Origin of the sequence: Streptomyces sp. NPDC018026 (assembly GCF_044327745.1) — a bacterium.
Lineage (GTDB): Bacteria > Actinomycetota > Actinomycetes > Streptomycetales > Streptomycetaceae > Streptomyces > Streptomyces rubrogriseus.
In genome coordinates this window covers 1,119,697-1,142,251 of sequence record NZ_JBIRFY010000001.1, presented here as the reverse complement: position 1 = coordinate 1,142,251, position 22,555 = coordinate 1,119,697, and the positions used below count along the sequence as shown (strand labels likewise).

Below are 22,555 nucleotides of genomic sequence, written 5' to 3'. Positions count from 1 at the left end.
GTGATGCCGTATCGTCGGGTGGAGCCCGCCGGCGAGCAGCGGCGGCGGGGCGGAGTGGGAGGAGCCCCCGTGACGCAGCAGGTCCCGTCGACCGAACCCGAGCTGACCGGTGTGCGCAACTTCCGGGACGTGGGCGGACTGCCCACCGTGGACGGGCGGCGGGTGCGGCAGGGGGTGCTGTTCCGCAGCGGTCACCTGGCTCACGCCACCGGGGAGGACGCCGCGTTCCTGGCCTCGCTGGGCCTGCACACGATCTTCGACTTCCGCAACGCGGCCGACCAGAAGCTGGAGGGCCCGGACGTCGACCTGCCGGGCGTGCGCAATGTGAACCTGCCGCTGAGCGACCCGGCCGACGGCGCCGAGTTCTGGAAGATGGTCCGCGACGGCGACCTCGACCAGCTGCGCGGGATCCTGGCCGACGGCAGGGCCGCGGACCGGATGATCGCCTCCTACCGCGCGATCGTCACGGAGCGCACCGCGGAGCACTCCCGCATCCTGCACGCGCTCGCCGAGGACAGCGTCCCGGCCTTGATGCACTGCGCCGCCGGGAAGGACCGCGCGGGCCTGTCGATCGCCGTCACCCTGCTCGCCCTGGGTGTCGAGCGCGAGGCCGTCGTCGAGGACTACCTGAAGTCGAACGCCGCGCACCGCCGCTACAAGGTGCGCCGCAGCGGCTCCGCCGCCTCCGCCTACTCCCCCGAGGTCATGGAGCTGCTCGGTCCGCTGTTCGACGCGCGCGCCGAGTACCTGGCGGCGGCCTTCGAGACCGTCGAGGAGACGTGGGGCGGCGTCGACGCCTACCTGGAGCAGGGCCTGCGGCTCACTCCCGGGACCCGGGAGCGGCTGCGCGAGCGGATGCTGGACTGAGCCACCCGCCCGTGGCGGCGCTACTTGGCGCCCACCTCGAACAGCAGGTAGAGGAAGCCGCCGAAGACGTGCCCCAGGGCGATGTAGATGACCAGCCGCACCCACAGGGCGCGCGGGAACTTCTCCTGCATGGTGCTCATGGCGTCTCTCCAGGGGTCGGGCCGAGGCACAGGGCGGCCGTCGGGCTCTGCAGCAGGGTGTGGACGAACAGCAGCTCGACCCCGTCGGGGTCCTGCGCGGCGATCCGGTGCGGGGTCATCGAGTCGAAGTGGGCGCTGTCCCCCGCGGTGAGCCGGTGCTCGGTGTCCCCGAGGCGCAGTCGCAGCCGGCCCCGCAAGACGTGCAGCCACTCCTCACCGGGGTGCACCCGCACGACGTCGCCCTGGGAGCCGTACGGAACCTGGACGCGCAGGGCCTGCATGCCGCGGCCCGGGGCTCCGGCCCGCCAGTACGTCCAGCCGCCCGCGGCGGTGGGTTCCATGTCGGCGGCGCGCACGACGGCGTCCCGGTCGGCGGCCGTCTCGCCCAGCAGCTCGGCGACGGTCGTACCGTAGACCCGGGCCAGGGAGAGCAGCATCGGCAGCGAGGGCTGGCGCTGCCCGGTCTCCAGCCGGGAGAGGTGGGCGGGCGAGAGCCCTGCGGCGCGGGCCGCGGCCTCCAGGGTGAGGACGGCCCGCCGCCGCAGCTCACGCAGCTGGGGCGCGACGGCGGCGACCGTCCCCTCGGCGGGGCCGGTCTCGGAGGAGCTCATGCCTCCATTCAGCCCGAATCTTGCCCACCAGGCAAATTCCTTGCCTCTGAGGCAAAGACGCCGGAGGGTGCGCTCAGCGGTTGGCCACCGCCTGCTTGACCAGGGTCTTCCCGAAGTCCCACATCAGGCCACCGCCATTGTGCGCGTCCTCCATCACCTCCGTGAAGGCGTCGACGAACCGGTCGGCGTCGTCGGTGTCGACGATCAGCGGCGGGATCAGCTTGATCACCTCCAGGTGGTCGCCGGACACCTGGGTCAGGATCCGGTGCCGTTGCAGCAGCGGCACGACCACCATCTGCGCGAACAGTCCCTTCCGCGCCGCCTGCAGCATCGTCCAGCGGCTGCGCAGCTTCAGGGACCTGGGCCGGCCGAACTCGATGCCGATCATCAGTCCGCGGCCCCGGACGTCGGCGAGCAGCTCGTAGCGGTCCACCAGCTCCGCGAGCCGGGACTTCAGCCGCTCCCCCACCGCGGCGGCGTTCGCGACGATCTCCTCGTTCTCCATCACCGACAGCACCGCGAGCCCGGCGGCCATGGCCTGTGCGTTGGACCCGAAGCTCGCCGAGTGGACCTGCACGCGGTCCATCGAGGAGTACACCTTCTGGAAGATCCAGTCCTTGCCCAGGGTGGCCCCCAACGGCACGTATCCGCCGGACAGCGCCTTGGCCACGCAGACCAGGTCGGGCTCCACCCCGTCCGAGTGCTGGTAGGCGTAGAACTTGCCGGTGCGGCCGAGGCCCGTCTGCACCTCGTCCGCGATCAGCAGCGCCTTGTGCCGGTGCAGCAGCTCCTGCGCGGCGAGCAGGTAGCCGGGCGGGGCCTCGTGCACGCCCTTGCCCTGGACCGGCTCCACGATCAGGGCGGCCACGTCGCCCTTCCTCAGCTCCCGCGCCAGGGCGTCCAGGTCGCCGAGTGGGACGGCGGTGTCGGGCAGCAGCGGCGCGAAGCCCTTGCGGAAGCCGTCCTCGCCGTTGACGGAGAGAGAGCCGGTGGTCAGTCCGTGGAAGGCGTGCGAGCAGTACAGGATCCGCTGTCTGCCGGTCGCGTACCGGGCGAACTTCAGCGCGGTCTCGACGGCCTCGGTGCCGCTGTTGCCGAAGAAGACGCGGTCCAGGTGCGGGCTGTAGGAGAGCAGTTTCTCGGCCAGCAGGCCCGGCAGCGGCGGGCAGTCGAAGCGGGTCAGGTCGGCGAGCGAGGCGTCGAGCACGTCGTGCAGCGCCTTGCGGACGACCGGATGGTGACGGCCGAGGCCCATCACCGCGAACCCGGCGAGCATGTCCAGGTAGTCGTTGCCGTCCGCGTCCCAGAAGTGCGCGCCCTCGGCACGCTCGTAGACCTTGTCGAAGCCGATGGTGTGCAGCATGCGCGGCAGCTGGTGGTTGAGGTGCTTGGCGTGCAGCTCGTACCGCTCGGCCCCGCGCTCGGCCAAGAGCGCGGCGAGGTCGAACTCCTTGGTCATTCAGTTCTCTCCTTGCGCTGGCATGACGATCCGTCCGTCGCCGGACATCCGGCCGTCGCCGGACACCCTTCGGTCGCCGGGCTGTTCCACTGCCGGTTCCGCCGCCCGGTCCACGGCCGGTTCGGCGAGGGCCAGGCTCGCGGCGATCCGGCCGGCGACGTCGACCGGGGTGAGGCCGATGTCCGCGAGCACCTCGGCGCGCTTGGCGTGCGCGAGGAACTGCTCGGGGATGCCGAAGCGGCGTACGGGGACGTCGACCTCGGCGTCGCCGAGCGCCAGCGCCACCGCGGAACCGACGCCGGCGGCCCGGCTGTTGTCCTCGACCACGGCCACCAGCCGGTGCCGGGCCGCGAGCGGTGCGAGCGCCGGGTCGACGGGCTTGACCCAGCGCGGGTCGACGACGGTGCAGCCGATGCCGCGGGCCTCAAGGAGTTCGGCGGCACCGAGGCAGACGGGTGCCATCACGCCCACCGCCACGAGCAGCACCTCGGGCCGGTCCGCGGCGTGCAGGACGTCCAGGCCGCCGATCCGGTCGACGGCGGGTACGGCGGGGCCGACGGACTCCTTCGGGAAGCGCAGCACTGTCGGCGCGTCGTCCACGGCGACCGCCTCGCGCAGCTGGGCGCGCAGCTGGTCGGCGTCGCGCGGCGCGGCGATCCGCAGCCCGGGGACGACCTGGAGCACGGACATGTCCCACATGCCGTTGTGCGAGGCCCCGTCGACGCCGGTGACGCCGGCCCGGTCCAGCACGAAGGTGACGCCGCAGCGGTGCAGGGCCACGTCCATGAGGAGCTGGTCGAAGGCGCGGTTGAGGAAGGTGGCGTAGACGGCGACGACCGGGTGCAGTCCGCCGGTGGCGAGACCGGCGGCGGACACGGCGGCGTGCTGCTCGGCGATGCCGACGTCCCAGACCCGGTCGGGGAAGCGCGCGGCGAAGGGCGCCAGGCCGACCGGGTGCAGCATGGCCGCGGTGATCGCCACCACGTCCTCGCGCTCCCCGCCGATCCGGACGATCTCCTCCCCGAACACCGAGGTCCAGGAGGGCCCGCCCGCCGGGCTGAGCGGCTCGCAGGTGAGGGGGTCCATCACGCCGACCGTGTGGAAGTGGTCCTCCTCGTCGCGCAGGGCGGGTTCGTAGCCGCGCCCCTTCTCGGTGAGGCAGTGCACCAGCACCGGTCCGTGGAAGCGTTTCGCACGCCGCAGTGCCGACTCGACGGCGCCGATGTCGTGCCCGTCGATCGGGCCGAGGTACTTCAGCCCGAGGTCCTCGAAGAGGCCCTGCGGGGCGAAGGCGTCCTTGAAGCCCTTCTTGGCGCCGTGCAGGGCCTCGTAGACGGTGTTGCCGACCACGGGCGTGCGCTGGAGCACGTCCTTGCCCCAGGCCAGGGCACGCTCGTAGCTGTCGGTGGTGCGCAGGGTCGCGAGGTGGTTGGCGAGGCCGCCGATGGTCGGGGCGTACGAGCGTTCGTTGTCGTTGACGACGATGATCAGCGGCCGGTCCCTGGCCGCCGCGATGTTGTTCAGCGCCTCCCAGGCCATGCCGCCGGTGAGCGCGCCGTCACCGATGACGGCGACGACGTGGCTGCGCTCCCCCCGCACCTGGCGGGCCTTGGCGAGGCCGTCGGCCCAGCCGAGGACGGTGGAGGCGTGGCTGTTCTCGATGACGTCGTGCTCGGACTCCTCGCGCGAGGGATAGCCGGACAGGCCGCCCTTGCTCCGCAGCTTGGAGAAGTCCTGACGCCCGGTCAGGAGTTTGTGTACGTAGCTCTGGTGGCCGGTGTCCCACAGGATGCGGTCGTCCGGCGACTCGAAGACCCGGTGCAGGGCGACGGTGAGTTCCACCACGCCGAGGTTGGGTCCGAGGTGGCCGCCGGTGCGGGCGACCGCGTGCACCAGGAAGTCACGTATCTCGTCGGACAGTTCACCGAGTTCCGCCTCGGACAGCGACTTCAGGTCGCGTGGTCCCCGGATGTTCTCCAGAATCGTCACGCTCGGGCCCCCTTCGGTCCGCGTTTCAGCTCACGGTGACGGCCGGCGCCCCCGAGGCGCCGTCCTTCTCCATCTGCTCCGCGATCCTCATCGCCTCCTCGATGAGGGTCTCCACGATCTTCGACTCGGGCACGGTCTTGACGACTTCGCCCTTGACGAAGATCTGCCCCTTGCCGTTGCCGGAGGCGACGCCGAGGTCGGCCTCGCGGGCCTCGCCGGGGCCGTTGACGACGCAGCCCATGACGGCCACGCGCAGCGGCACCTCCATGCCCTCCAGACCGGCGGTGACCTCCTCGGCCAGCTTGTAGACGTCGACCTGGGCGCGGCCGCAGGACGGGCAGGAGACGATCTCCAGCCGGCGTTCCCTGAGCCCCAGCGACTGGAGGATCTGGATGCCGACCTTGACCTCCTCGACCGGCGGCGCGCTCAGCGACACCCGGATGGTGTCGCCGATGCCCTGCGAGAGCAGCGCGCCGAAGGCGACGGCCGACTTGATCGTGCCCTGGAACGCGGGCCCGGCCTCCGTCACCCCCAGGTGCAGCGGGTAGTCGCACTGGGCGGCGAGTTGCCGGTAGGCCTCGACCATCACGACCGGGTCGTTGTGCTTGACCGAGATCTTGATGTCCCGGAAGTCGTGCTCCTCGAAGAGCGAGGCCTCCCACAGCGCGGACTCCGCCAGCGCCTCGGGAGTGGCCCTGCCGTACTTCTGGAGCAGCCGCCGGTCCAGCGAGCCCGCGTTCACACCGATGCGGATCGGGGTGCCGTGGTCGCGGGCCGCCTTCGCGATCTCCCTGACCTGGTCGTCGAACTTCTTGATGTTGCCCGGGTTCACCCGGACCGCCGCGCAGCCCGCCTCGATCGCGGCGAAGACGTACTTGGGCTGGAAGTGGATGTCCGCGATCACCGGGATCTGCGACTTCCTGGCGATGACGGGCAGCGCGTCGGCGTCGTCCTGGGTGGGGCAGGCCACCCGGACGATCTGGCAGCCGGACGCCGTCAGCTCGGCGATCTGCTGGAGCGTCGCCCCGATGTCGGACGTGCGGGTCGTCGTCATCGACTGCACCGACACCGGGGCCCCGCCCCCGACCGCCACCGGCCCGACCTGGATCCGCCGCGACACGCGCCGCTCGGCGATCGGCCGGACCGGTACCCCGGGGAGCCCCAAGGGGATGGCGGTCACGACGTCACTCCCGGTTCCCGGAGACCGTCTCCCGCATGGCGCGCAGGGACTCCTTGAGGGAGCCCATGGTGGCCAGGACGGCGGTGGGTTCGTAGCCGCAGTGCGCCATGCAGTTGTCGCAGCGCGGGTCCTTGCCGCGGCCGTACTTGTCCCAGTCGGTCTTCTCGATCAGCTCCCGGTACGTGGGGACGTAGCCGTCGCTCATCAGGTAGCAGGGGCGCTGCCAGCCGAAGAGGGAGTAGTTCGGGATCGCCCACGCGGTGCACGGGAAGTCGACCTTGCCCTCCAGGAAGTCGAGGAACAGCGGGGAGTGGTTGAGCCGCCAGCGGGCCCGGTTGCCGCCGGAGAAGGCCTTCTTGAACAGCTCGCGGGTCTGCTCCACGCCCAGGAAGTGCTCCTGGTCGGGTGCCTTCTCGTAGGCGTAGGCGGGCGAGATCATCATCTCGTCGACCTTGAGGTCGTCGTTGAGGAAGTTGAGCACCTCGACGATGGTCTGCGGGGTGTCGGTGTTGAAAAAGGTCGAGTTGGTGGTCACCCTGAAGCCGCGCCGCTTGGCCTCCTTGATGGCCTCCACGGCCTCGTCGAACACGCCCTCCTTCGCCACGGACTCGTCGTGCCGCTCGCGCAGGCCGTCGATGTGCACCGCGAAGGCGAAGTACGGCGAGGGCTTGAACTTGTCCATCTTCTTGCGCATGAGCATGGCGTTGGTGCAGAGGAAGACGTACTTCCGCTTGGCCACCAACTGCCGCACGATCTCGTCGATCTGCGGGTGCATCAGGGGCTCGCCACCGGCGATGGAGACCATCGGCGCGCCCGATTCCAGCACCGCCCCGACGGCCTGCGCGACCGGCATGCGCTGCTTGAGCACACCGGCGGGGTGCTGGATCTTGCCGCATCCCTCGCACGCCAGGTTGCAGGCGAAGAGCGGTTCCAACTCCACGATGAGCGGGAACTTGTCCCGTCGGCGAATCTTCTGTTCGGCCAGGTATGTAGCGACCTTGATGGACTGGCGCAGCGGCATGGCCATCTGGGCTCACCTCCGGGGAAGCAACAAAGAACGGTGCCATTCGAAAAATGCGGGAAGAACGGATCGAAGAACGCGGAAAGCAGATATTCCACCGCGCACGGTGCCGATCCGGACGAGTTCGTGTTCTGGAGCGTCGACGACCACCCGGACGGCCGCAACCGGGCGCGGGCCGGTGCGGACGGCGCTGAGGAGCGTGGCCGCGGACTCCATGTCCACGGCGATCGCGCCGGTCGCGAGCAGGTCGGCGCGTTCGGGGCCGCGGACGACGTGGTCCGAGCCGGTCAGCGGCCCGGTGTGGACGGTGCGCCCCGGGACGGCTCGCGCGAGTTCCTTGACGAGCCGGTCGGTCGCGACGCAGGGGACGGTGGCGCGCGGGTCCCGGGTCTCCTCGGCGACGACCACGTCACCGGGGTGCATGCCGGGCGAGAGTCCGGCGCAGAAGCCCGTGGCGAGCACGGCGGCGCCGTCGAGCGCCGGGTCGGCGAGGACCCGGGTGACGGAGCGTTCGGCCGCCTTGGGGCCCATGCCGGTGCGCAGGACGGTGACCGGCCCGCCGGCGCCGGCGCGGTCGCCGGTGCGCAGGGCGAGGTGCTCGATGCCGAGCGCACAGGCGATCAGCAGCGGGGACGGGCCGGTCTGCGGGGTCATCAGCTGCCCTTCACCTCGGCCGGGGCGGCTGCGGCGGGGGCCTCGGCCGCGCGGGACTTCTTGGCGAAGGGCTCCCCGTGGACGTACCGGCCCAGCGCGGTGAGCGGGAAGACCTGGCGGTAGAGGTTGTAGTTGATGGAGAAGTCCCACGGGAAACCGGTACCCGTGAAGTACGGCTCGTCCCAGGAGCCGTCCTCCCGCTGGGTGGCCGCGAGCCATTCGACGCCGCGCTCGACGGCCTTGGAGTCCCGCTCCCCCGCCGCCAGCAGGGCCATCAGCGCCCAGCCGGTCTGCGAGGCGGTCGAGGCGCCCCGGCCGCTCCACTCCCGGACGTAGCGGTAGGAGCGCAGGTCCTCGCCCCAGCCGCCGTCCTCGTTCTGGACGGACTCCAGCCAGCGCACCGCCCGGCGGATGGCCGGGTGCGAGGTGGGCAGTCCGGCCGCGGTCAGCGCGGGGATCACGGAACCGGTGCCGTAGACGTAGTTGACGCCCCAGCGGCCGAACCACGAGCCGTCCGATTCCTGGGCGTCGAGCAGCCACTGGATGCCGCGGCGGGTGCGCGGGTCGTGGGCGAGGCCCTCGACGGCGAGCATCTCGACCACGTGCGCGGTGACGTCGGCGGACGGCGGGTCGATGACCTCGCCGAAGTCGCAGAACGGCAGCCGGTTGGGGAAGGCACTGGTGTTGTCGACGTCGAAGGCGCCCCAGGCGCCGTTCTTCGACTGCATGCCGAGGTTCCAGCGCACCCCGCGCCCGATCGCCTTCTCCACCCGCTCCGGGTCGTGATGCCTGACCCGGCGCAGGGCGAGGACCACCTCGGCGGTGTCGTCGATGTCGGGGTAGTTGTCGTTGTGGAACTCGAACGCCCAGCCGCCGGGCGGCAGTCCGGGGCGCTTCACCGACCAGTCGCCGGGGCGCACGATCTGCTCGCCGAGCATCCAGTCCGAGGCCTTCACCAGCTGCGGGTGGTCCTCGGGGACGCCCGCGTCGGCCAGCGCGATGGTGGCCAGGCAGGTGTCCCAGACCGGGGACTGGCAGGCCTCGATCATCCGGGCGCCGTCCTCGCGCCACACGGCGAAGCGGTCCAGCGACTCCAGGCCCGCGCGCATCACGGGGTGTTCGAGGTCGTAGCCGAGCAGGTAGAGGGCGATGACCGAATAGACGGCCGGGGGCTGGATGCCGCCCCAGCAGCCGTCGTTCTCCTGCCGCTCGATGATCCAGCGGGCGGCGCTGTTCATCGCGGCCCGGCGCAGCCGGCGCGGGGCGACCTTGCGGTAGGCGTGCAGGGCCTTGTCGATGCGCTGGAAGGCGCCGTCCCAGCTGGCCGCCGGGGCCAGGGGGCGCGGCGGGTTGGGGCGGACCGGGTCGGTGTGCAGTTCGTCCAGCGGGAACGGCGCGGGACGCACCGGACGCTTCGCGGAGACGATGGTGAGCGGCACGATGGTCTGCCGGGCCCAGCAGCCGAAGTCGTAGATGTTGAGCGGGACCCAGGTGGGGAAGTAGATGAGCTCCGGCGGGAGTTCGGGCAGGTCGTCCCACTTCCACCAGCCGAACAGGGCCAGCCAGATCCGGGTGAAGACGCGGGCCGAGGCGATGCCGCCGCGGGACCTGATCCACTCGGCGGCCCGCGTCATGTGGGGCGCGTCTGGCGAGTCTCCGGCCAGCCGGAGGGCGACGTAGGCCTCGATGGTGGTGGACAGTTCGCCGGGGCCGCCGTAGAAGGTGGCCCAGGTGCCGTCCTCGCGCTGCTCGCCGCGGATGAACAGCGCGGCGGCGCGGGTGGTCTCCTCGTCCTGGATGCCCAGGAACTGACGCAGGAGCAGGTCCTCGGCGTCCATCGTGACGTTCGTCTCGAGGTCGCCCTTCCACCAGCCCTCGGCGTCCTGCTTGGCGAGCAGGAAGTCGGTGGCACGCCGGGTGGCGCGGGCGGCGGCTTCGGGTACCCCGGCCGCCGCGGCGGGGATCGTGATGTCGGTGTCGCTGGCCGAGGCTGCCAGGGGCCGCAGGGAGGCTCCGGTGCTTCCGTCGGTCGTCGCTGTCATGGCTTCCCCTTCGTGCAGTGTGCATGTGGTGCGTCTGCTGGGTCCGCCGTCGGCCGGTGCTCGTGTCTCCACGGCACCGGCCGGCGACTACGCGAGGGCTATTCGACCGATAATGATCATCTCTTTCGTACGACGACGAAGTCCGCGAGTGCCGTGAACCGGTCCCGCACCCGGTCGGGCATGTCGACGGCGTCGAGGGCTTCGATGGCGATGGTGTGCTGGCGACGCGCCTCGTCGGCGGTCCACTCCCGCCCGCCCGCTTCCTCGATGAGGGCGGCGCGGGCCGCGAACTCCTCCTCGGAGAAGTTCGCGAAGTCGCTGGCCTTGGCGTCGGCCGTGAGGATCTCGCCGAGCCGCTCGGAGGCGGGCCCGCCGGCCGCGAGGGCGGCGACGACCGGCAGCGACTTCTTGCGCTGGCGCAGGTCGCTCCAGGTCTGCTTGCCGGTGGCGTCCGGGTCGCCCCAGATGCCGAGCAGGTCGTCGACGGCCTGGAAGGCGAGACCGAGGTGGTAGCCGTACTTCTCGAGGGTGTCGGCGGTGTGTTCGTCGGCGCCGCCGAGCACCGCTCCGACGGAGCTGGCGCAGGCGAGCAGGGCGCCGGTCTTGTTGCCCTCCATCTCCAGGCACTCCTCGACGCTGACGCGGTCGCGGTGCTCGTAGGAGATGTCCTGGGCCTGGCCGTCGATCAGGGAGCGGCTGGCCTTGGTCAGACGGCGGGTGGCCCGCCCGGCCTCGACGGTGCCCAGTTCGAGCAGCACCTCGTTGGCCAGGGCGAACAGGGCGTCGCCGACCAGGATGGCCTGGGCGGGGCCGTGCACCTTCCAGACGGTGTCGCGGTGGCGGCGCTGCTCGTCGCCGTCCATCAGGTCGTCGTGCAGGAGGGAGAAGTTGTGGACCAGTTCCACGGCCACCGCGCCGGGCACGCCGACCTCGGGCGCGGCGCCGGTGACCTCGGCGGAGAGCACGGCGAGCGCGGGGCGGACGGCCTTGCCGCCATCGCCGTCCGCGGGGTTGCCCTGGGCGTCGATCCAGCCGAAGTGGTAGGCGGCGACGGTGTCCATGGGAGGGGCCAGGCGGTCGACCGCGGCCCTCAGGACAGGCGTGGCCAGGGTCCGGCCGCGCTCCAGAAGCGCGGTCACGTCCACCGTGGTCCGTCGATCGGCCTTCGGGGCCGGGGGCACAGTGGGCACAGTCTTTCCTCCAGTTGCGGTGCCGGGAGTGCGGGAGCCGGTCCCGCGCGGATCGGCTTTCACGCCGCCTCCTCGAAGAAATCGGGAAGGAGGCCGCGGGACCGGCCCAGGGCGCCGAGCGCGGCGGCCGCCGCCCCGACGCCGCTGCGAACCGCACTCTCCATGGTCGCGGGCCACCCGGTGGCGGTCCACGCTCCGGCCAGGTAGAGGCCGGGTGCCTTGGTGCGGGCGCCGGGCCGCAGACGGCCGACGCCGGGGGCGGGGGCGAACGTGGCGGTGCGCTCCCTGGTCACGAAGAAGTCCTTCACCTCGGCACCCCGGGTGCGCGGCAGCAGCCGCTCCAGTTCGGGCAGGTACCGCTCGCGCAGTACGGCCACGGGCTCGTCGATGTCGTTCTGCGCGGTCGACTGGGACAGCGCCAGGTATTGACCCTCCTTCAGCCCGGAGGCGTCGGTGCGGTCGAACACCCACTGGACCGGGGTGCCCAGGGCCGTGAGGAACGGCGTGGCGAGCACCTTGCGGTCGTAGATCACGTGGATGTTGAGGATCGGCGCGGTGCCGATCCGCAGAAGATTTTCCGGGGCGTCCAGCGCACCGTCCGGCAGCAGGTCGTGGGCCTCGCGCTGGGGTACGGCGAGGACGACGGCGTCCGCTTCGAGCGTCTCGCCGGGAACCTGAACGCTCCAGCCTCCGTTCTCGTTTACGGAGACGGAGGTGACGCGTGTACGGACCTCGGTACGGACGCCCGCGGAGTCGAGCGCCTTGCGGGCCAGCCGGTCGTGCAGTTCGCCCAGCGGGACACGGGCCCACCCGATGTCGGCCGCTCCCGGGTCGGACAGCAGACCGGTCTTGAACACCATCGCGGCGAGCCCCAGCGAGGCGTCGCCCGCGACCGCGTTGAGGGTGGCGACCCCGACCAGGTCCCACAGGGCCTCGACGGCACGCGCCGACTGACCGTGCGCGGTCAGCCAGCTGCCGAAGTCCTGGGTGTCCAGGCTCGGATCGGCGAGGTCGAGCCCCTTGAGCGCGAGCGCGGCGCGCCCCACCGAGGCGCGTTCGGCGAGGGAGAGGTGCGGGTAGGTCGCCAGGCTGCGCCCCAGATGCAGGGGGACGGGCAGCGCGTCGCGCCGCAGTCTGCCGAGCCGGTTGCCCTCGGTCCTCGCCAGGTCGACCACGGGCACGTCGAGACGTTCCTGCACCGGTGCGAGCGCGGCTCCGCCGATCCGGTCGAGGAACCACCGGTAGGCGGTGCAGCAGCGCAGGTACACGTGCTGGCCGTTGTCGACGGTGAGGTCGCCGCGCTGGAAGGAGAAGGCGAGCCCGCCGAGCCGGGGGCGCCCTTCGAGCAGGGTGACGCGCACACCGGCGTCCGCCAGTGCCAGCGCGGTGGTGACCCCCGCGAGTCCGCCGCCGACCACGACGGCATGCCCGCCGGGGCCGAGGGCCGAGACGTCCGCGAGCACTCCGCCCTCGCGCGTGCCCTTGCCCTGCGTCATGGTGCGCCCTTCCCTGTCCGGCCGCCGCGGTGTTTGAACGGCGTACGGCTGACCGTCTCAGTCAGGGACGCCGACCGCCACCGCAGGGTTGCCCGCCGCCGCCCGCCGCCGGTTTTGTGCGGGTCCCGGGTGTCGAGTGTGCCCGGTGTGTCCATCAGGCGCGCCTCCTGACGGTCCGCCGGGTGACGTGCCGGGCGTCGAGGCCGGACAGGCCGCGCACGGCGACGTACGCCTTCTCGCGTCCCGGCAGGGAGACCCGGCCGCGCAGTACGGCCTCGGGGTCGCGCTCGATGCGGTCCAGGAGACGGCGGTAGATCCCGGCCATGGCGGCCACGCAGGCGCCGCTGCGCCGGTCGAGCATGGGCAGCAGCCGGTAGCCCTCGGCGAAAAGGGCGCGGGCCCGACGCACTTCGAAGTGCACGAGGCCCGCGAAGTCGGAGCCCTCGGGTGGGGTCGGCCCGTCGAACCCGGCCGAGCAGCCGAACTTGGCCAGGTCGTCGGCGGGCAGGTAGGTACGCCCGCCCTCGGCGTCCTCCCGGACGTCGCGCAGGATGTTGGTGAGCTGCAGCGCGAGACCGAGCGTGTCGGCGTACTCGGGCGCGCGCTCGGCGCCGCGCGCCCCCGGTTCGGTGCCGAACACGCCGAGCGAGAGGCGTCCGATGGCGCCCGCCACGCAGCGGCAGTAGACCTTCAGGTCGTCCCAGGTCTCGTAGGTCTCGCCGCGCAGGTCCATCTGGACGCCGTCGATCAACTCGTCGAGGCCGCCGAGCGGGATGGGAAACCGCCGGGCGGCGTCGGCGAGGGCGACGGCGACCGGGTCGGTGTCGTCCTCGTCGACCGCGCCGTCCTGGATCCGGGCGAGCACGGCCCGGGTCTCGTCCAGCCGGGCGGCCTTGACGTCGTCCGCCAGCACCCCGTCGCCGATGTCGTCGACCCGGCGCGAGAACGCGTACAGCGCGGACATCGCCCGCCGCTTGGGCGTGGGCAGCAGCCGGATGCCGTAGGCGAAGTTGCGTGCCTGCTGACCGGTGACGGCCTCGCAGTAGCTGTAGGCGGCGAGCACCGGTGCCGGCATGTTCGCTGACGACTCCACGGACCCGATCACCCCTCTCCTCGCAGGACCACGCCCGCCTCGCGCAGCAAGTGGACCTTGCCTGACTTGGGCGGGCCGGGAAGTACGTCGTGATCCGCCGCGGCGATCGCGTTCAGCGCCGCCCTGCCACCCGCCACGAAGCCCGCGAGGAGCAGTCGCAGCCTGCCGTGGACGCTACCCACCAGGGGGGCACCTTCATTCAGCAGGTCGCGGGCGCGGGCGGCCTCGTAGGCGATCAGTGCGCGCACGGAGGCGTTCGCGCTGGGCGCGGCGAGGTCCGTCTCCTGGACGTGGAAGCGCTTCATGTCCTCGGCGGGCAGGTAGATCCGGTCCCGTGCGAGGTCCTCGGCGACGTCCTGGAGGTGCTCGACGATCTGCAGGGCGGTGCAGATCTCGTCGGAGCGGCGGATCCGTTCGGGGGTCGAGGTGCCGGTGACGGCGAGGACGAGACGGCCGACGGGGTTGGCGGACAGCTCGCAGTAGGCGAGGAGGTCGTCGTAGGTCTCGTACCGTGCGACCAGCTGGTCCTGGCGGTTGGCGGCGATCAGGCCGAGGAAGGGCTCGGGGGTCAGCGCGCGGCGGCGCACGGTGGGCACCAGACGGCGCAGCAGCGGGTGGCGGGGCGAACCGTCGGAGCCGTCGAAGACACGACGCAGGTCCGCCTCGAAGGCGTCCAGCATCAGCAGCCGGTCGTCGGCGCGGCCCTCGGGGACACCGAGCAGGCGGGCGTCCGCTCCGCCCGGGGCGAGGTCGCCGTCGCCGATGTCGTCGACGAGGCGGGCGAAGCCGTAGACGGCCATGAGGTCGGTGCGCCAGGCGCGGGGCAGGAAGAAGGGGGCGACGGGGAAGTTCTCGTCCGCGGCCTTGGCGAGGGTGCCGCGCTCCGGGTCGACGGCGTGCGCCGTGTCGGTGACCGTCATCGCGGGCTGCCCTGGGCGGGGACGGCGCACGCTTCGCGGAGCTGGGGAGTTTCCGTAGCCATTGCCGTCACATCTCCCGTTCTACACTGCCGACCCAATACACACTATTTCGGACACGCCGCCCCGCCACCCGCGCGGCAGGCCCGCTCCAGGGTGTCGGGCATTATCGCCCCATGTGCCGCGTTTCGGGACCGGTACAGCTTACGTTGTACAACTCACGGGCGTGCGCCGGGGTGCACAGCGCATCACAACAACACACCGATTGACTTCAAGATTCCTGAGAAAGCCAGGAGTTGACGCTTCCTTTGCAGACGCGGGGCCTCGCCGGAACAGTTCCGGCGAGGCCCTGGCGTGTCGGACTAGGGCCTAGCGGCCCGTGAACTTCTCGTACTCCTTGAGCACCTCGTCGGTCGGGCCGTCCATGCGCAGTTCGCCGCGTTCCAGCCACAGGACCCGGTTGCAGGTGTCACGGATGGACTTGTTGTTGTGGCTGACCAGGAAGATGGTGCCGGCCTGCTTCTTCAGCTCCCGGATGCGCTCCTCGGAGCGGGTCTGGAACTTGCGGTCGCCGGTGGCCAGCGCCTCGTCGATCATCAGCACGTCGTGGTCCTTGGCGGCGGCGATGGAGAACCGCAGCCGGGCGGCCATGCCGGAGGAGTACGTGCGCATCGGCAGGGTGATGAAGTCGCCCTTCTCGTTGATCCCGGAGAAGTCGACGATCTCCTGGTAGCGCTCCTTGATCTGCTCGCGGGACATGCCCATGGCCAGGCCGCCGAGGATGACGTTCCGCTCGCCGGTCAGGTCGTTCATCAGGGCCGCGTTCACGCCGAGCAGGGAGGGCTGCCCGTCCGTGTAGACCTTGCCGCGCTCGGCGGGCAGCAGCCCGGCGATGGCCCGCAGCAGGGTCGACTTGCCGGAGCCGTTGGAGCCGATCAGGCCGATGGCCTCGCCCCGGTAGGCGGTGAAGGAGACGCCGCGCACGGCGTGCACCTTGCGCACCCCCCGCTTCGCGTCGTCGGAGCCCTTCTTGAGCATGCGGCTGAGGGCGGCCGTCGCGCTGCCCTTGCCGGTCCTGGCGCCGTTGACGCGGTAGACGATGTGCACCTCGTCCGCGATGACCGTCGGCACCCGCTGGTCCTGCTGCTGTTCAGCCACGGCCGTACCTCTCCTCCGCCTTCCAGAAGTACACGAAGCCGCCCACGGCGAGGACCACGGCCCAGCCGAGCGCGACCGCCCACACGTGCGGCGGCAGGTTCTCGGAGCCGTACCCGTCGATCAGCGCGAAGCGCATCAGGTCCATGTAGACGGCGGTCGGGTTCCACTGGAGCACGTCCGCGATCCAGGCCGGCTTGTCCTCCAGCATGATCGGGATGGAGAACATGACGCCCGACGCGTACATCCAGGTCCGCATGATGAACGGCATCAGCTGGGCCAGGTCCGGCGTCTTGGCGCCCATCCTGGCCACGACCAGCGCGAGGCCCACGTTGAAGAGGAACTGCAGGACCAGGACCGGCACGGTCAGCAGCCAGGACAGCGAGGGGTAGCTGCCGAAGCCGATGACCACCGCGAACAGCACGATCATGGAGGCCAGCAGCTGCTGGAGCTGCTGCAGCGCGAAGGAGACCGGCAGCGAGGCCCGCGGGAAGTGCAGCGCCCGCACCAGCCCGAGGTTGCCGGCGATGGCGCGCACCCCCGCCATCGCCGAGGACTGGGTGAAGGTGAAGACGAACACACCGGTGACCAGGAACGGGATGTAGACGTCCTTCTCCATGCCCCGGCCCGCGTTGAGGATCAGGCCGAAGATCAGGAAGTAGACGAGCGCGTTCAGCAGCGGCGTGGCCACCTGCCACAGCTGGCCGAGCTTGGCCTGGCTGTACTGGGCGGTCAGCTTCGCCTGGGAGAAGGCGAGGATGAAGTGCCGCCGCCCCCAGAGCTGACGGACGTACTCCCTGAGGCTCGGTCGGGCGCCGCTCACGGACAGCCCGTACTTGGCGGCGAGCCGGGCCGGTGTGAGGCCCTCGTCGGGCGACACGGGCTTGGTCATGGCGACCGTGCCGTCGTGCGTTGTCTCACTCACTGGTGGAAACTTTCGTCTTCGAAAATGCTCGGCCGCGCGGGCCTGGCATGGACCTGGTGGCCCCGTGCGGGGCCGGAACACTCTCGGGTACGAGCTTGTCAGATCACCGGGGGGCGGCCCAGCCGGGTCAGGCGCCACACCGTACGCCACCGCATGGGCCGGCGGGGACCGCACGGGGTGGCCCAGCCCTCGCGGAAGCCGCCGAACCAGGCCTTCAGCGCGGGTCGCGACGGCCGGCGCAGCAGCGTGAGGGCCATCCAGACGCCGAGGTAGACCGGGACCAGCAGGGCGGGGAGGTTGCGGCGGGCCAGCCACACGCGGTTGCGGGCGACCATGCGGTGGTAGACCGCGTGCCGGGACGGCGCGGTCGTGGGGTGGTTCAGCACCATGTCGGACCGGTAGTCGATCATCCAGCCCGCGTCGAGGGCCCGCCAGGCCAGGTCCGTCTCCTCGTGGGCGTAGAAGAAGGCGTCCGGCAAGCCGCCGACCTGGGTGAGGACGCGGGTGCGCACCGCGTTGGCGCCGCCGAGGAAGGTGGTGACCCGGGAGGAGCGCATCGGGTCGGAGGCGCGCAGCCGCGGGACGTGCCGGCGCTGGGTCTCGCCGGTGTCCGGGTCGGCGATGCGGAAGCTGATGATGCCCAGCTCGTCGTCGGCCGCGAACGCCTCGCGGCACAGCTCGGCGGTGTCGGTGCGGGCGAGCAGGCCGTCGTCGTCGAGGAAGAGCAGGATGTCGACGTCGCCGCCGCCGGGGCCGAAGGCCTCGATGCCGACGTTGCGGCCGCCGGGGATGCCCAGGTTCTCGGGCAGCTCGACGGTGCGCACGCCTTCGGGCACCTCCGGGACGGGCGAGCCGTTGCCGACCACGACCACCTCGACCGGGTCGCCGTCCTGCCCCGCGACCGAGTCGAGCAGGGCACGCAGCTCCTCGGGGCGGTTGCCCATCGTGATGACGACGGCGCCGACCTTCACGGGCGCGCTCACTTCAGCCTGCTGGAGGCGAGGACGGACACCAGGTGCAGCAGGGTCTGCAGCAGCGCGATGCCGGCGAGCACGGCGGTGCCGAGGCGGGTGAAGAACAGGTCGCCGCGCGCCTGGTCGACGATCGCGAGGACCAGGATCAGCAGGGAGGCCTCGATGCCCAGGATCAGCCGGTGGAACTTGAGCGCGCCGGCGGCCCGGCGGGCCAGCGCCATGCCGGAGGAACGGATCTCGGAGGCGGCCTCCTTGACCGGCGGCATCCCGTTCTGGTGCCGGGCGACGCCCACCAGGTCCGTCTCGGCCTTGATCAGGATGGCGCCGAGCGCGGCCAGGGTGCCGAGGAAGGCCCACAGCCAGTCGATGCGTCCGGTGCCCCAGATGTCGGCGGCGCGCATGCCGAGGCCGACCAGGACCGCGGCGTCGGTCAGGTAGGCGCCGACCCGGTCCAGGTAGACGCCGCCGAGCGAGTACTGCTTGCGCCAGCGCGCGATCTCACCGTCGACGCAGTCGAGGAGCAGGTACAGCTGGACCGCGACCACGCCGAGCACGGCGCCCCAGATGCCCGGCACGAGCAGCGCCGGGGCCGCCAGCACGCCGCAGACGGTCATCAGGTACGTGAGCTGGTTGGGCGTGATCCTGGTGTTCACCAGGTAGCGGTCGATCCGCAGCGAGACCTCGCGCATGTAGAGGCGTCCCGCCCAGTGCTCACCGCTGCGCCGGTCCTTGACCCCCGCGGGATGGACGACCGGGCGTAGTTCAGCTACCGATGGCCTTGACATAGTCGGCGTACAGGTCCTTGATCTGGTCGGTGGTGAGGTCGAGGTGCTCGAGGATCGTGTAGCGGCCGGGCCGCGTCTGGGGGGCGAACTCCACGGCCCGGAAGAACTCCTCGGGCGTGAACCCGATCTCCTCGGGCAGGACCGGCAGCCCGTGCCGCCGCAGGACCCGGGCCATGTTGGCGGACTCCTCGTGGGCCCCGCGCAGGTACATCGCGAAGGCCGCGCCCAGGCCGCACTGCTCGCCGTGGGCGGCCGCGCGCTCGGGGAAGAGCAGGTCGAAGGCGTGGTTGATCTCGTGGCAGGCGCCCGAGGAGGGCCGCGAGTCGCCGGAGACCGACATGGCGATGCCGCTGAGCACCAGCGCCTCGGCGAGCACCTGGAGGAAGTCGTTGTCGCCGATGCCGCCGGGGTGGCGCAGGACGGCCTCACCGGCCTGGCGGGCCATCGCGGCGGCCAGGCCGTCGATCCGCTCGCCCTTGACCCGGTTGGCCAGCTCCCAGTCCGCGATCGCGGAGACGTTGGAGACGGCGTCGCCGATGCCGGCGCGTACGAAGCGGGCCGGTGCCGCGCGGATGACGTCCAGGTCGATGACGACGGCGATCGGGTTCGGCACACCGTAGGAGCCGCGGCCCGCGTCGTTGTCGAGGGTGGCGACCGGCGAGCACAGTCCGTCGTGCGCGAGGTTGGTCGGCACGGCGACCAGCGGGAGGCCGACGCGCGCCGCCGCGAACTTGGCACAGTCGATGATCTTGCCGCCGCCGAGGCCGACGACCGCGTCGTAGTGGCCGCCCTTCATGGCGCCGGCCAGCTTGATCGCGTCGTCCAGGGTGCCGCCCGCGACCTCGAACCAGTCGGCGCCGGGCAGGGACGGGGCGACGCGGTCGCGCAGCCGGGCGCCGGAGCCGCCGCTGACGGCGACGGCGAGCTTGCCCGAGTGGGAGATGCGCTCGTCGGCGAGTACGCATCCCAGGTCGTCGAGGGCGCCCGCGCGGATGTCCACGACGACCGGCGACGGGATGAGCCTCGTCAGTACTGGCACGCGATCTCCCTGCCCTTGGCGAGGTCGTCGTGGTTGTCGATCTCGACCCACTTGACGTCGCCGATCGGCGCCACGTCGACCTTGAAGCCGCGGTTGACCAGCTCCTGGTAGCCGTCCTCGTAGTAGAGCTGCGGGTCGCGCTCGAAGGTGGTCCTCAGCGCGTCGGCCAGCTCCGCGGCGGCCTCGCCCTCGATGAGGGTGACGCCGATGTACTCGCCGGTCGCCTCGGCCGGGTCCATCAGCTTGGTGATGCGCCGGACGCCCTTGTCGGGGTCCACGACGACCTTCATCTCCTCGTCGGCGAGGTTCTTCACCGTGTCGAGGGCGAGGATGATCTTCTTGCCGTCGCCGCGGGCGGCGAGCAGGGTCTTCTCGACGGAGACCGGGTGCACGGTGTCGCCGTTGGCGAGGATCACGCCGTCCTTGAGGGCGTCACGGCCGCACCACAGGGAGTAGGCGTTGTTCCACTCCTCGGCCTTGTCGTTGTCGATGAGGGTGAGCTTGACGCCGTACTTCTGCTCCAGCTCCGCCTGGCGGTCGTACACGGCCTCCTTGCGGTAGCCGACGATGATCCCGACCTCGGTGAGGCCGACCTCGGCGAAGTTCGCCAGCGTCAGGTCGAGGACCGTGATGCTGTCCTCCGCGCCCTCGGGGCCGACCGGGACCAGTGCCTTGGGCAGGGTGTCGGTGTAGGGGCGCAGACGGCGTCCGGCGCCGGCCGCCAGCACGAGGCCGATCATGCGGGTTCTCCTTCGTCGTGTACGGCGGGTGCGCCGACCTGGTGGGCGGCGACCCAGAAGCGGATGCTCTCGACGAGCACCACGAGTGCCACAACCACGGCGAGGACCGTGAGCGCGACCTTGAACTGTGTGGCGGTGAGGAGCACGGCCAGCAGGGCGACCACCAGCGTGCGGCCCTCGTGCCCCCCGACCGTCCGCACCAGCCACTGCGGCGGCGCGCCCGCGTCGCCACGGATGCGGTAGACCGTGTCGTAGTGATGGTAGGCGACCGCGGCCACCAGCCCGAAAGCCGCCGGAAGGGCCCCGTTCACGTCGGCTTTCGCTGCCAGGAACAGGACGGTGAGGTACTCGGCGGCCCGGAAGAACGGGGGGACCAGCCAGTCGAGGGCGCCCTTGAGGGGGCGGGCGACGGCGAGCGCGGAGGTCAGCACGTACCCGAGCGCGGCGACGAGCGGCCAGGGGCCGCCGAAGTCGGTGAGCGCGGCGGTGGTGACGACGGCGGCACCGCCGAGGAGGGCGACGGCGGGGGCGGTGAAGCCGGGCAGCCGGCGGGCGGCCGCGCCGAGGCCCTTGGCACCGGCCTCGGCGAGCGGACCGGAGTCGGCGAGGTCGGCCAGCGCCTTCGCCGCCCGGTCGGTGCGGGTGGCCCTGCGGGTCAGCGAGCGCAGGACGCGGCCCGCGGTGGTGTACGTCGCGGCGAACGCACAGCCGATGAGCAGCGCGTAGAAGGTGATGCGGGGCGTGGTGAGCGCGGTCAGGACGGCGATCATGGCCCAGCGTTCGCCGATGGGCAGCACGATCATGCGGCGCAGCCACACCGTCCAGCCGACGCTGTCGAGTTTGTCGGAGAGGGCGGCGGTGGGGCTGGTGTTGGCCGAGGCGTCGTGATTGGCCTCGTTGAAGGAGAAGTCGACGACGTGCCGGCAGGTCTGGAGCACCATCGCGCCGAGTGCGAGGGCCCATACGTCGTCGTGGCCGCCACCGCGGGCCGCTCCGAGGGCGAGGCCCGCGTAGTAGGCGTACTCCTTGGCCCGGTCGAAGGTGGCGTCGAGCCAGGCACCGAGCGTGGAGTACTGAAGGGAGTACCGGGCGAGCTGTCCGTCGGTGCAGTCGAGGACGAAGGAGGCGATGAGCAGGACGCCGGCAGCGACGAAGCCGCCGCGGGTGCCGGTGGCCGCGCAGCCGGCCGCTATGAGCGCGGTGATCAGCGAGGCGGTGGTGACCTGGTTGGGGGTCAGGCCGCGGCGCGCGCACCAGCGGGCGATGTAGCGGGAGTAGGGGCTGATGAAGTGGGTGGTGACGAAGCCGTCGCGGGCCTTGACCGCCGACTTCAGGCGTACGGCCTCGTCGTCGACGGCGGCGACGGCCTGCCGTGCCTCGTTGCGGGCCTGCGGGTCGGCGGGGACGGCGGCCACGAGGCTGCCGAGTTCGGGCCGGTGCACCTCGGCGCCGTCGGCGTCGAGGGCGGCGGTGATCCGGTCGGCGAGGCTGTCGACGGCCACGGCGGTGCCGCCGCCCGCGGAGTTCTCGCGGGCCATCGCGCGGGTCAGCGTCTGGCGGGCGGCCGGCTGGGCGGTCACGGCGCCCGGGATCGCGGCGAGCGGGAAGCGGGGGTCGGTGAGGCCGAGGCGCAGCGAGTGCGGGTGGCCCACGAAGCGGGCGTCGACGACGGCGACCCGCTCCTCGCCGGGGACCCGGGCGAGGAGGGTCTCGGTCTCGGCGGCGCCGGCTGCGAGGTGCACGTCGAAGCCCAGGGACCGCAGCTCGCTCTCGATGGACGAACCCGGGACCGGCTGACCGGTGAGGATGGCGGTCGGCAACCGAACTCACTCCCTGGTGCCGGCGCCTGGACGCCGGGCCTGTGCATGGTGGGGCGCCCGTGCCTGGGGCACCCGGGCGGCATGTCGGCAGAGGGTATCGGATGCCGGGAACGCCGTGTTCACCGCCCGTTTGACGGTCGGTCGACGCCACTTGCTCCCGCCTTTGCCGAGATCATCATCGTGGATTCGGGGCCCGCCCGACAAACCGCGCTCCCAGACCGGGCATCGCGGACATCGCACAGTGTCCGCCGTTGTTCGCACAGGGTCAGGACGAGCCCCGGCGGGCCGGTCCCCCGAATGGCGCAAGCCGCACCTTCCGCGCCCTCGCGGCGCTCTGACCTGCGGAACGTTTCCGCAGGTCAGGGCACATGACAACGGTGTTCAGTGCCGCGTTGCCCGATACCCCCTACCCGTAGTTGACTGGCATCCGGGCGCCGGGTCGCCGGACGCCGGTACAC

The 22,555-nt window shown here is 71.7% G+C and carries 21 protein-coding genes; 1 reads left to right on the top strand and 20 read right to left on the bottom strand.

Features of this window, described 5'->3' with window-relative positions:
- Window positions 1–69: 69 nt before the first annotated feature.
- Window positions 70–867 (top strand): tyrosine-protein phosphatase, encoded by a 798-nt coding sequence (locus ACH4D3_RS04660; RefSeq protein ID WP_398316263.1) that lies wholly within the window; start codon window positions 70–72, stop codon window positions 865–867.
- 20 nt (window positions 868–887) lie between these two features.
- Here the strand turns inward: ACH4D3_RS04660 and ACH4D3_RS04655 are convergent, their stop codons facing one another.
- From ACH4D3_RS04655 to ACH4D3_RS04560, 20 genes are all read right to left on the bottom strand, one after another.
- Entirely contained in the window at window positions 888–1,007 is a 120-nt protein-coding gene (locus ACH4D3_RS04655; protein WP_398316261.1) for a DUF6126 family protein, read from the bottom strand.
- Window positions 1,004–1,618 carry a helix-turn-helix domain-containing protein gene (locus ACH4D3_RS04650; RefSeq protein ID WP_398316259.1) on the bottom strand — a complete coding sequence of 205 codons (615 nt, stop codon included), beginning with the start codon at window positions 1,616–1,618 and terminating at the stop codon, window positions 1,004–1,006. Before ACH4D3_RS04650 ends, ACH4D3_RS04655 begins: the two co-directional genes overlap by 4 nt.
- Window positions 1,619–1,691: 73 nt before the next feature.
- Window positions 1,692–3,077: an aspartate aminotransferase family protein gene (locus tag ACH4D3_RS04645; RefSeq protein ID WP_398316257.1), complete on the bottom strand. Its 1,386-nt coding sequence runs from the start codon at window positions 3,075–3,077 to the stop codon at window positions 1,692–1,694.
- On the bottom strand, window positions 3,078–5,066 hold the full coding sequence (dxs, locus tag ACH4D3_RS04640) for a 1-deoxy-D-xylulose-5-phosphate synthase (RefSeq protein ID WP_398316255.1): 1,989 nt from the start codon (window positions 5,064–5,066) through the stop codon (window positions 3,078–3,080). It abuts the gene before it with no gap.
- Window positions 5,067–5,091: 25 nt separating this feature from the next.
- Window positions 5,092–6,246 carry a flavodoxin-dependent (E)-4-hydroxy-3-methylbut-2-enyl-diphosphate synthase gene (gene ispG / locus ACH4D3_RS04635; protein ID WP_382884391.1) on the bottom strand — a complete coding sequence of 385 codons (1,155 nt, stop codon included), beginning with the start codon at window positions 6,244–6,246 and terminating at the stop codon, window positions 5,092–5,094.
- 4 nt (window positions 6,247–6,250) lie between these two features.
- The gene (hpnH, locus tag ACH4D3_RS04630; protein WP_003972231.1) at window positions 6,251–7,273 is read right to left on the bottom strand and encodes an adenosyl-hopene transferase HpnH; all 1,023 of its coding nucleotides are present in this window, start codon (window positions 7,271–7,273) and stop codon (window positions 6,251–6,253) included.
- A gap of 6 nt (window positions 7,274–7,279) precedes the next feature.
- Window positions 7,280–7,921, bottom strand: coding sequence for a 1-hydroxy-2-methyl-2-butenyl 4-diphosphate reductase (locus ACH4D3_RS04625; protein ID WP_398316252.1), 642 nt, complete (start codon window positions 7,919–7,921; stop codon window positions 7,280–7,282).
- Window positions 7,921–9,963, bottom strand: a complete 2,043-nt coding sequence (gene shc, locus ACH4D3_RS04620) for a squalene--hopene cyclase (protein WP_398316250.1) — start codon at window positions 9,961–9,963, stop codon at window positions 7,921–7,923. The genes ACH4D3_RS04625 and shc overlap by 1 nt, the downstream gene beginning before the upstream one ends.
- 116 nt (window positions 9,964–10,079) lie before the next feature.
- Complete coding sequence (locus ACH4D3_RS04615) at window positions 10,080–11,144, bottom strand: polyprenyl synthetase family protein (protein ID WP_398316653.1); 1,065 nt, start codon at window positions 11,142–11,144, stop codon at window positions 10,080–10,082.
- Between the two features lie 68 nt (window positions 11,145–11,212).
- Window positions 11,213–12,649 (bottom strand): hydroxysqualene dehydroxylase HpnE, encoded by a 1,437-nt coding sequence (gene hpnE / locus ACH4D3_RS04610; protein ID WP_398316248.1) that lies wholly within the window; start codon window positions 12,647–12,649, stop codon window positions 11,213–11,215.
- Window positions 12,646–12,804 (bottom strand): DUF6380 family protein, encoded by a 159-nt coding sequence (locus ACH4D3_RS04605; RefSeq protein ID WP_398316246.1) that lies wholly within the window; start codon window positions 12,802–12,804, stop codon window positions 12,646–12,648. Before ACH4D3_RS04605 ends, hpnE begins: the two co-directional genes overlap by 4 nt.
- Window positions 12,804–13,754 carry a presqualene diphosphate synthase HpnD gene (gene hpnD, locus ACH4D3_RS04600; protein WP_398316244.1) on the bottom strand — a complete coding sequence of 317 codons (951 nt, stop codon included), beginning with the start codon at window positions 13,752–13,754 and terminating at the stop codon, window positions 12,804–12,806. The genes ACH4D3_RS04605 and hpnD overlap by 1 nt, the downstream gene beginning before the upstream one ends.
- The gene (gene hpnC / locus ACH4D3_RS04595; RefSeq protein WP_398316242.1) at window positions 13,751–14,662 is read right to left on the bottom strand and encodes a squalene synthase HpnC; all 912 of its coding nucleotides are present in this window, start codon (window positions 14,660–14,662) and stop codon (window positions 13,751–13,753) included. Before hpnC ends, hpnD begins: the two co-directional genes overlap by 4 nt.
- A 366-nt stretch (window positions 14,663–15,028) precedes the next feature.
- Window positions 15,029–15,817, bottom strand: coding sequence for an ABC transporter ATP-binding protein (locus ACH4D3_RS04590; protein WP_398316240.1), 789 nt, complete (start codon window positions 15,815–15,817; stop codon window positions 15,029–15,031).
- Window positions 15,810–16,739: an ABC transporter permease gene (locus ACH4D3_RS04585; protein ID WP_398316238.1), complete on the bottom strand. Its 930-nt coding sequence runs from the start codon at window positions 16,737–16,739 to the stop codon at window positions 15,810–15,812. Before ACH4D3_RS04585 ends, ACH4D3_RS04590 begins: the two co-directional genes overlap by 8 nt.
- Window positions 16,740–16,837: 98 nt before the next feature.
- A complete protein-coding gene (locus ACH4D3_RS04580; RefSeq protein WP_398316651.1) occupies window positions 16,838–17,710 on the bottom strand; it encodes a glycosyltransferase family 2 protein in 873 nt (290 codons plus the stop codon).
- Between the two features lie 8 nt (window positions 17,711–17,718).
- Entirely contained in the window at window positions 17,719–18,498 is a 780-nt protein-coding gene (locus tag ACH4D3_RS04575) for a CDP-alcohol phosphatidyltransferase family protein (RefSeq protein ID WP_398316236.1), read from the bottom strand.
- Window positions 18,476–19,537 carry an iron-containing alcohol dehydrogenase family protein gene (locus ACH4D3_RS04570; RefSeq protein WP_398316234.1) on the bottom strand — a complete coding sequence of 354 codons (1,062 nt, stop codon included), beginning with the start codon at window positions 19,535–19,537 and terminating at the stop codon, window positions 18,476–18,478. Before ACH4D3_RS04570 ends, ACH4D3_RS04575 begins: the two co-directional genes overlap by 23 nt.
- Entirely contained in the window at window positions 19,525–20,277 is a 753-nt protein-coding gene (locus ACH4D3_RS04565; RefSeq protein ID WP_398316232.1) for a sugar phosphate nucleotidyltransferase, read from the bottom strand. Before ACH4D3_RS04565 ends, ACH4D3_RS04570 begins: the two co-directional genes overlap by 13 nt.
- The gene (locus ACH4D3_RS04560) at window positions 20,274–22,097 is read right to left on the bottom strand and encodes a DUF5941 domain-containing protein (protein ID WP_398316230.1); all 1,824 of its coding nucleotides are present in this window, start codon (window positions 22,095–22,097) and stop codon (window positions 20,274–20,276) included. Before ACH4D3_RS04560 ends, ACH4D3_RS04565 begins: the two co-directional genes overlap by 4 nt.
- Between the last annotated feature and the right edge of the window lie 458 nt (window positions 22,098–22,555).

What these genes read in the sequence shown, in the direction of transcription:
- ACH4D3_RS04655 (WP_398316261.1), bottom strand. Translation starts at nt 1,007, where the DNA reads ATGAGCACCATGCAGGAGAAGTTCCCGCGCGCCCTGTGGGTGCGGCTG.
- ACH4D3_RS04650 (WP_398316259.1), bottom strand. Translation starts at nt 1,618, where the DNA reads ATGAGCTCCTCCGAGACCGGCCCCGCCGAGGGGACGGTCGCCGCCGTC.
- ACH4D3_RS04645 (WP_398316257.1), bottom strand. Translation starts at nt 3,077, where the DNA reads ATGACCAAGGAGTTCGACCTCGCCGCGCTCTTGGCCGAGCGCGGGGCC.
- hpnH (WP_003972231.1), bottom strand. Translation starts at nt 7,273, where the DNA reads ATGGCCATGCCGCTGCGCCAGTCCATCAAGGTCGCTACATACCTGGCC.
- ACH4D3_RS04625 (WP_398316252.1), bottom strand. Translation starts at nt 7,921, where the DNA reads ATGACCCCGCAGACCGGCCCGTCCCCGCTGCTGATCGCCTGTGCGCTC.
- shc (WP_398316250.1), bottom strand. Translation starts at nt 9,963, where the DNA reads ATGACAGCGACGACCGACGGAAGCACCGGAGCCTCCCTGCGGCCCCTG.
- hpnE (WP_398316248.1), bottom strand. Translation starts at nt 12,649, where the DNA reads ATGACGCAGGGCAAGGGCACGCGCGAGGGCGGAGTGCTCGCGGACGTC.
- ACH4D3_RS04605 (WP_398316246.1), bottom strand. Translation starts at nt 12,804, where the DNA reads ATGGACACACCGGGCACACTCGACACCCGGGACCCGCACAAAACCGGC.
- hpnC (WP_398316242.1), bottom strand. Translation starts at nt 14,662, where the DNA reads ATGACGGTCACCGACACGGCGCACGCCGTCGACCCGGAGCGCGGCACC.
- ACH4D3_RS04575 (WP_398316236.1), bottom strand. Translation starts at nt 18,498, where the DNA reads ATGTCAAGGCCATCGGTAGCTGAACTACGCCCGGTCGTCCATCCCGCG.
- ACH4D3_RS04565 (WP_398316232.1), bottom strand. Translation starts at nt 20,277, where the DNA reads ATGATCGGCCTCGTGCTGGCGGCCGGCGCCGGACGCCGTCTGCGCCCC.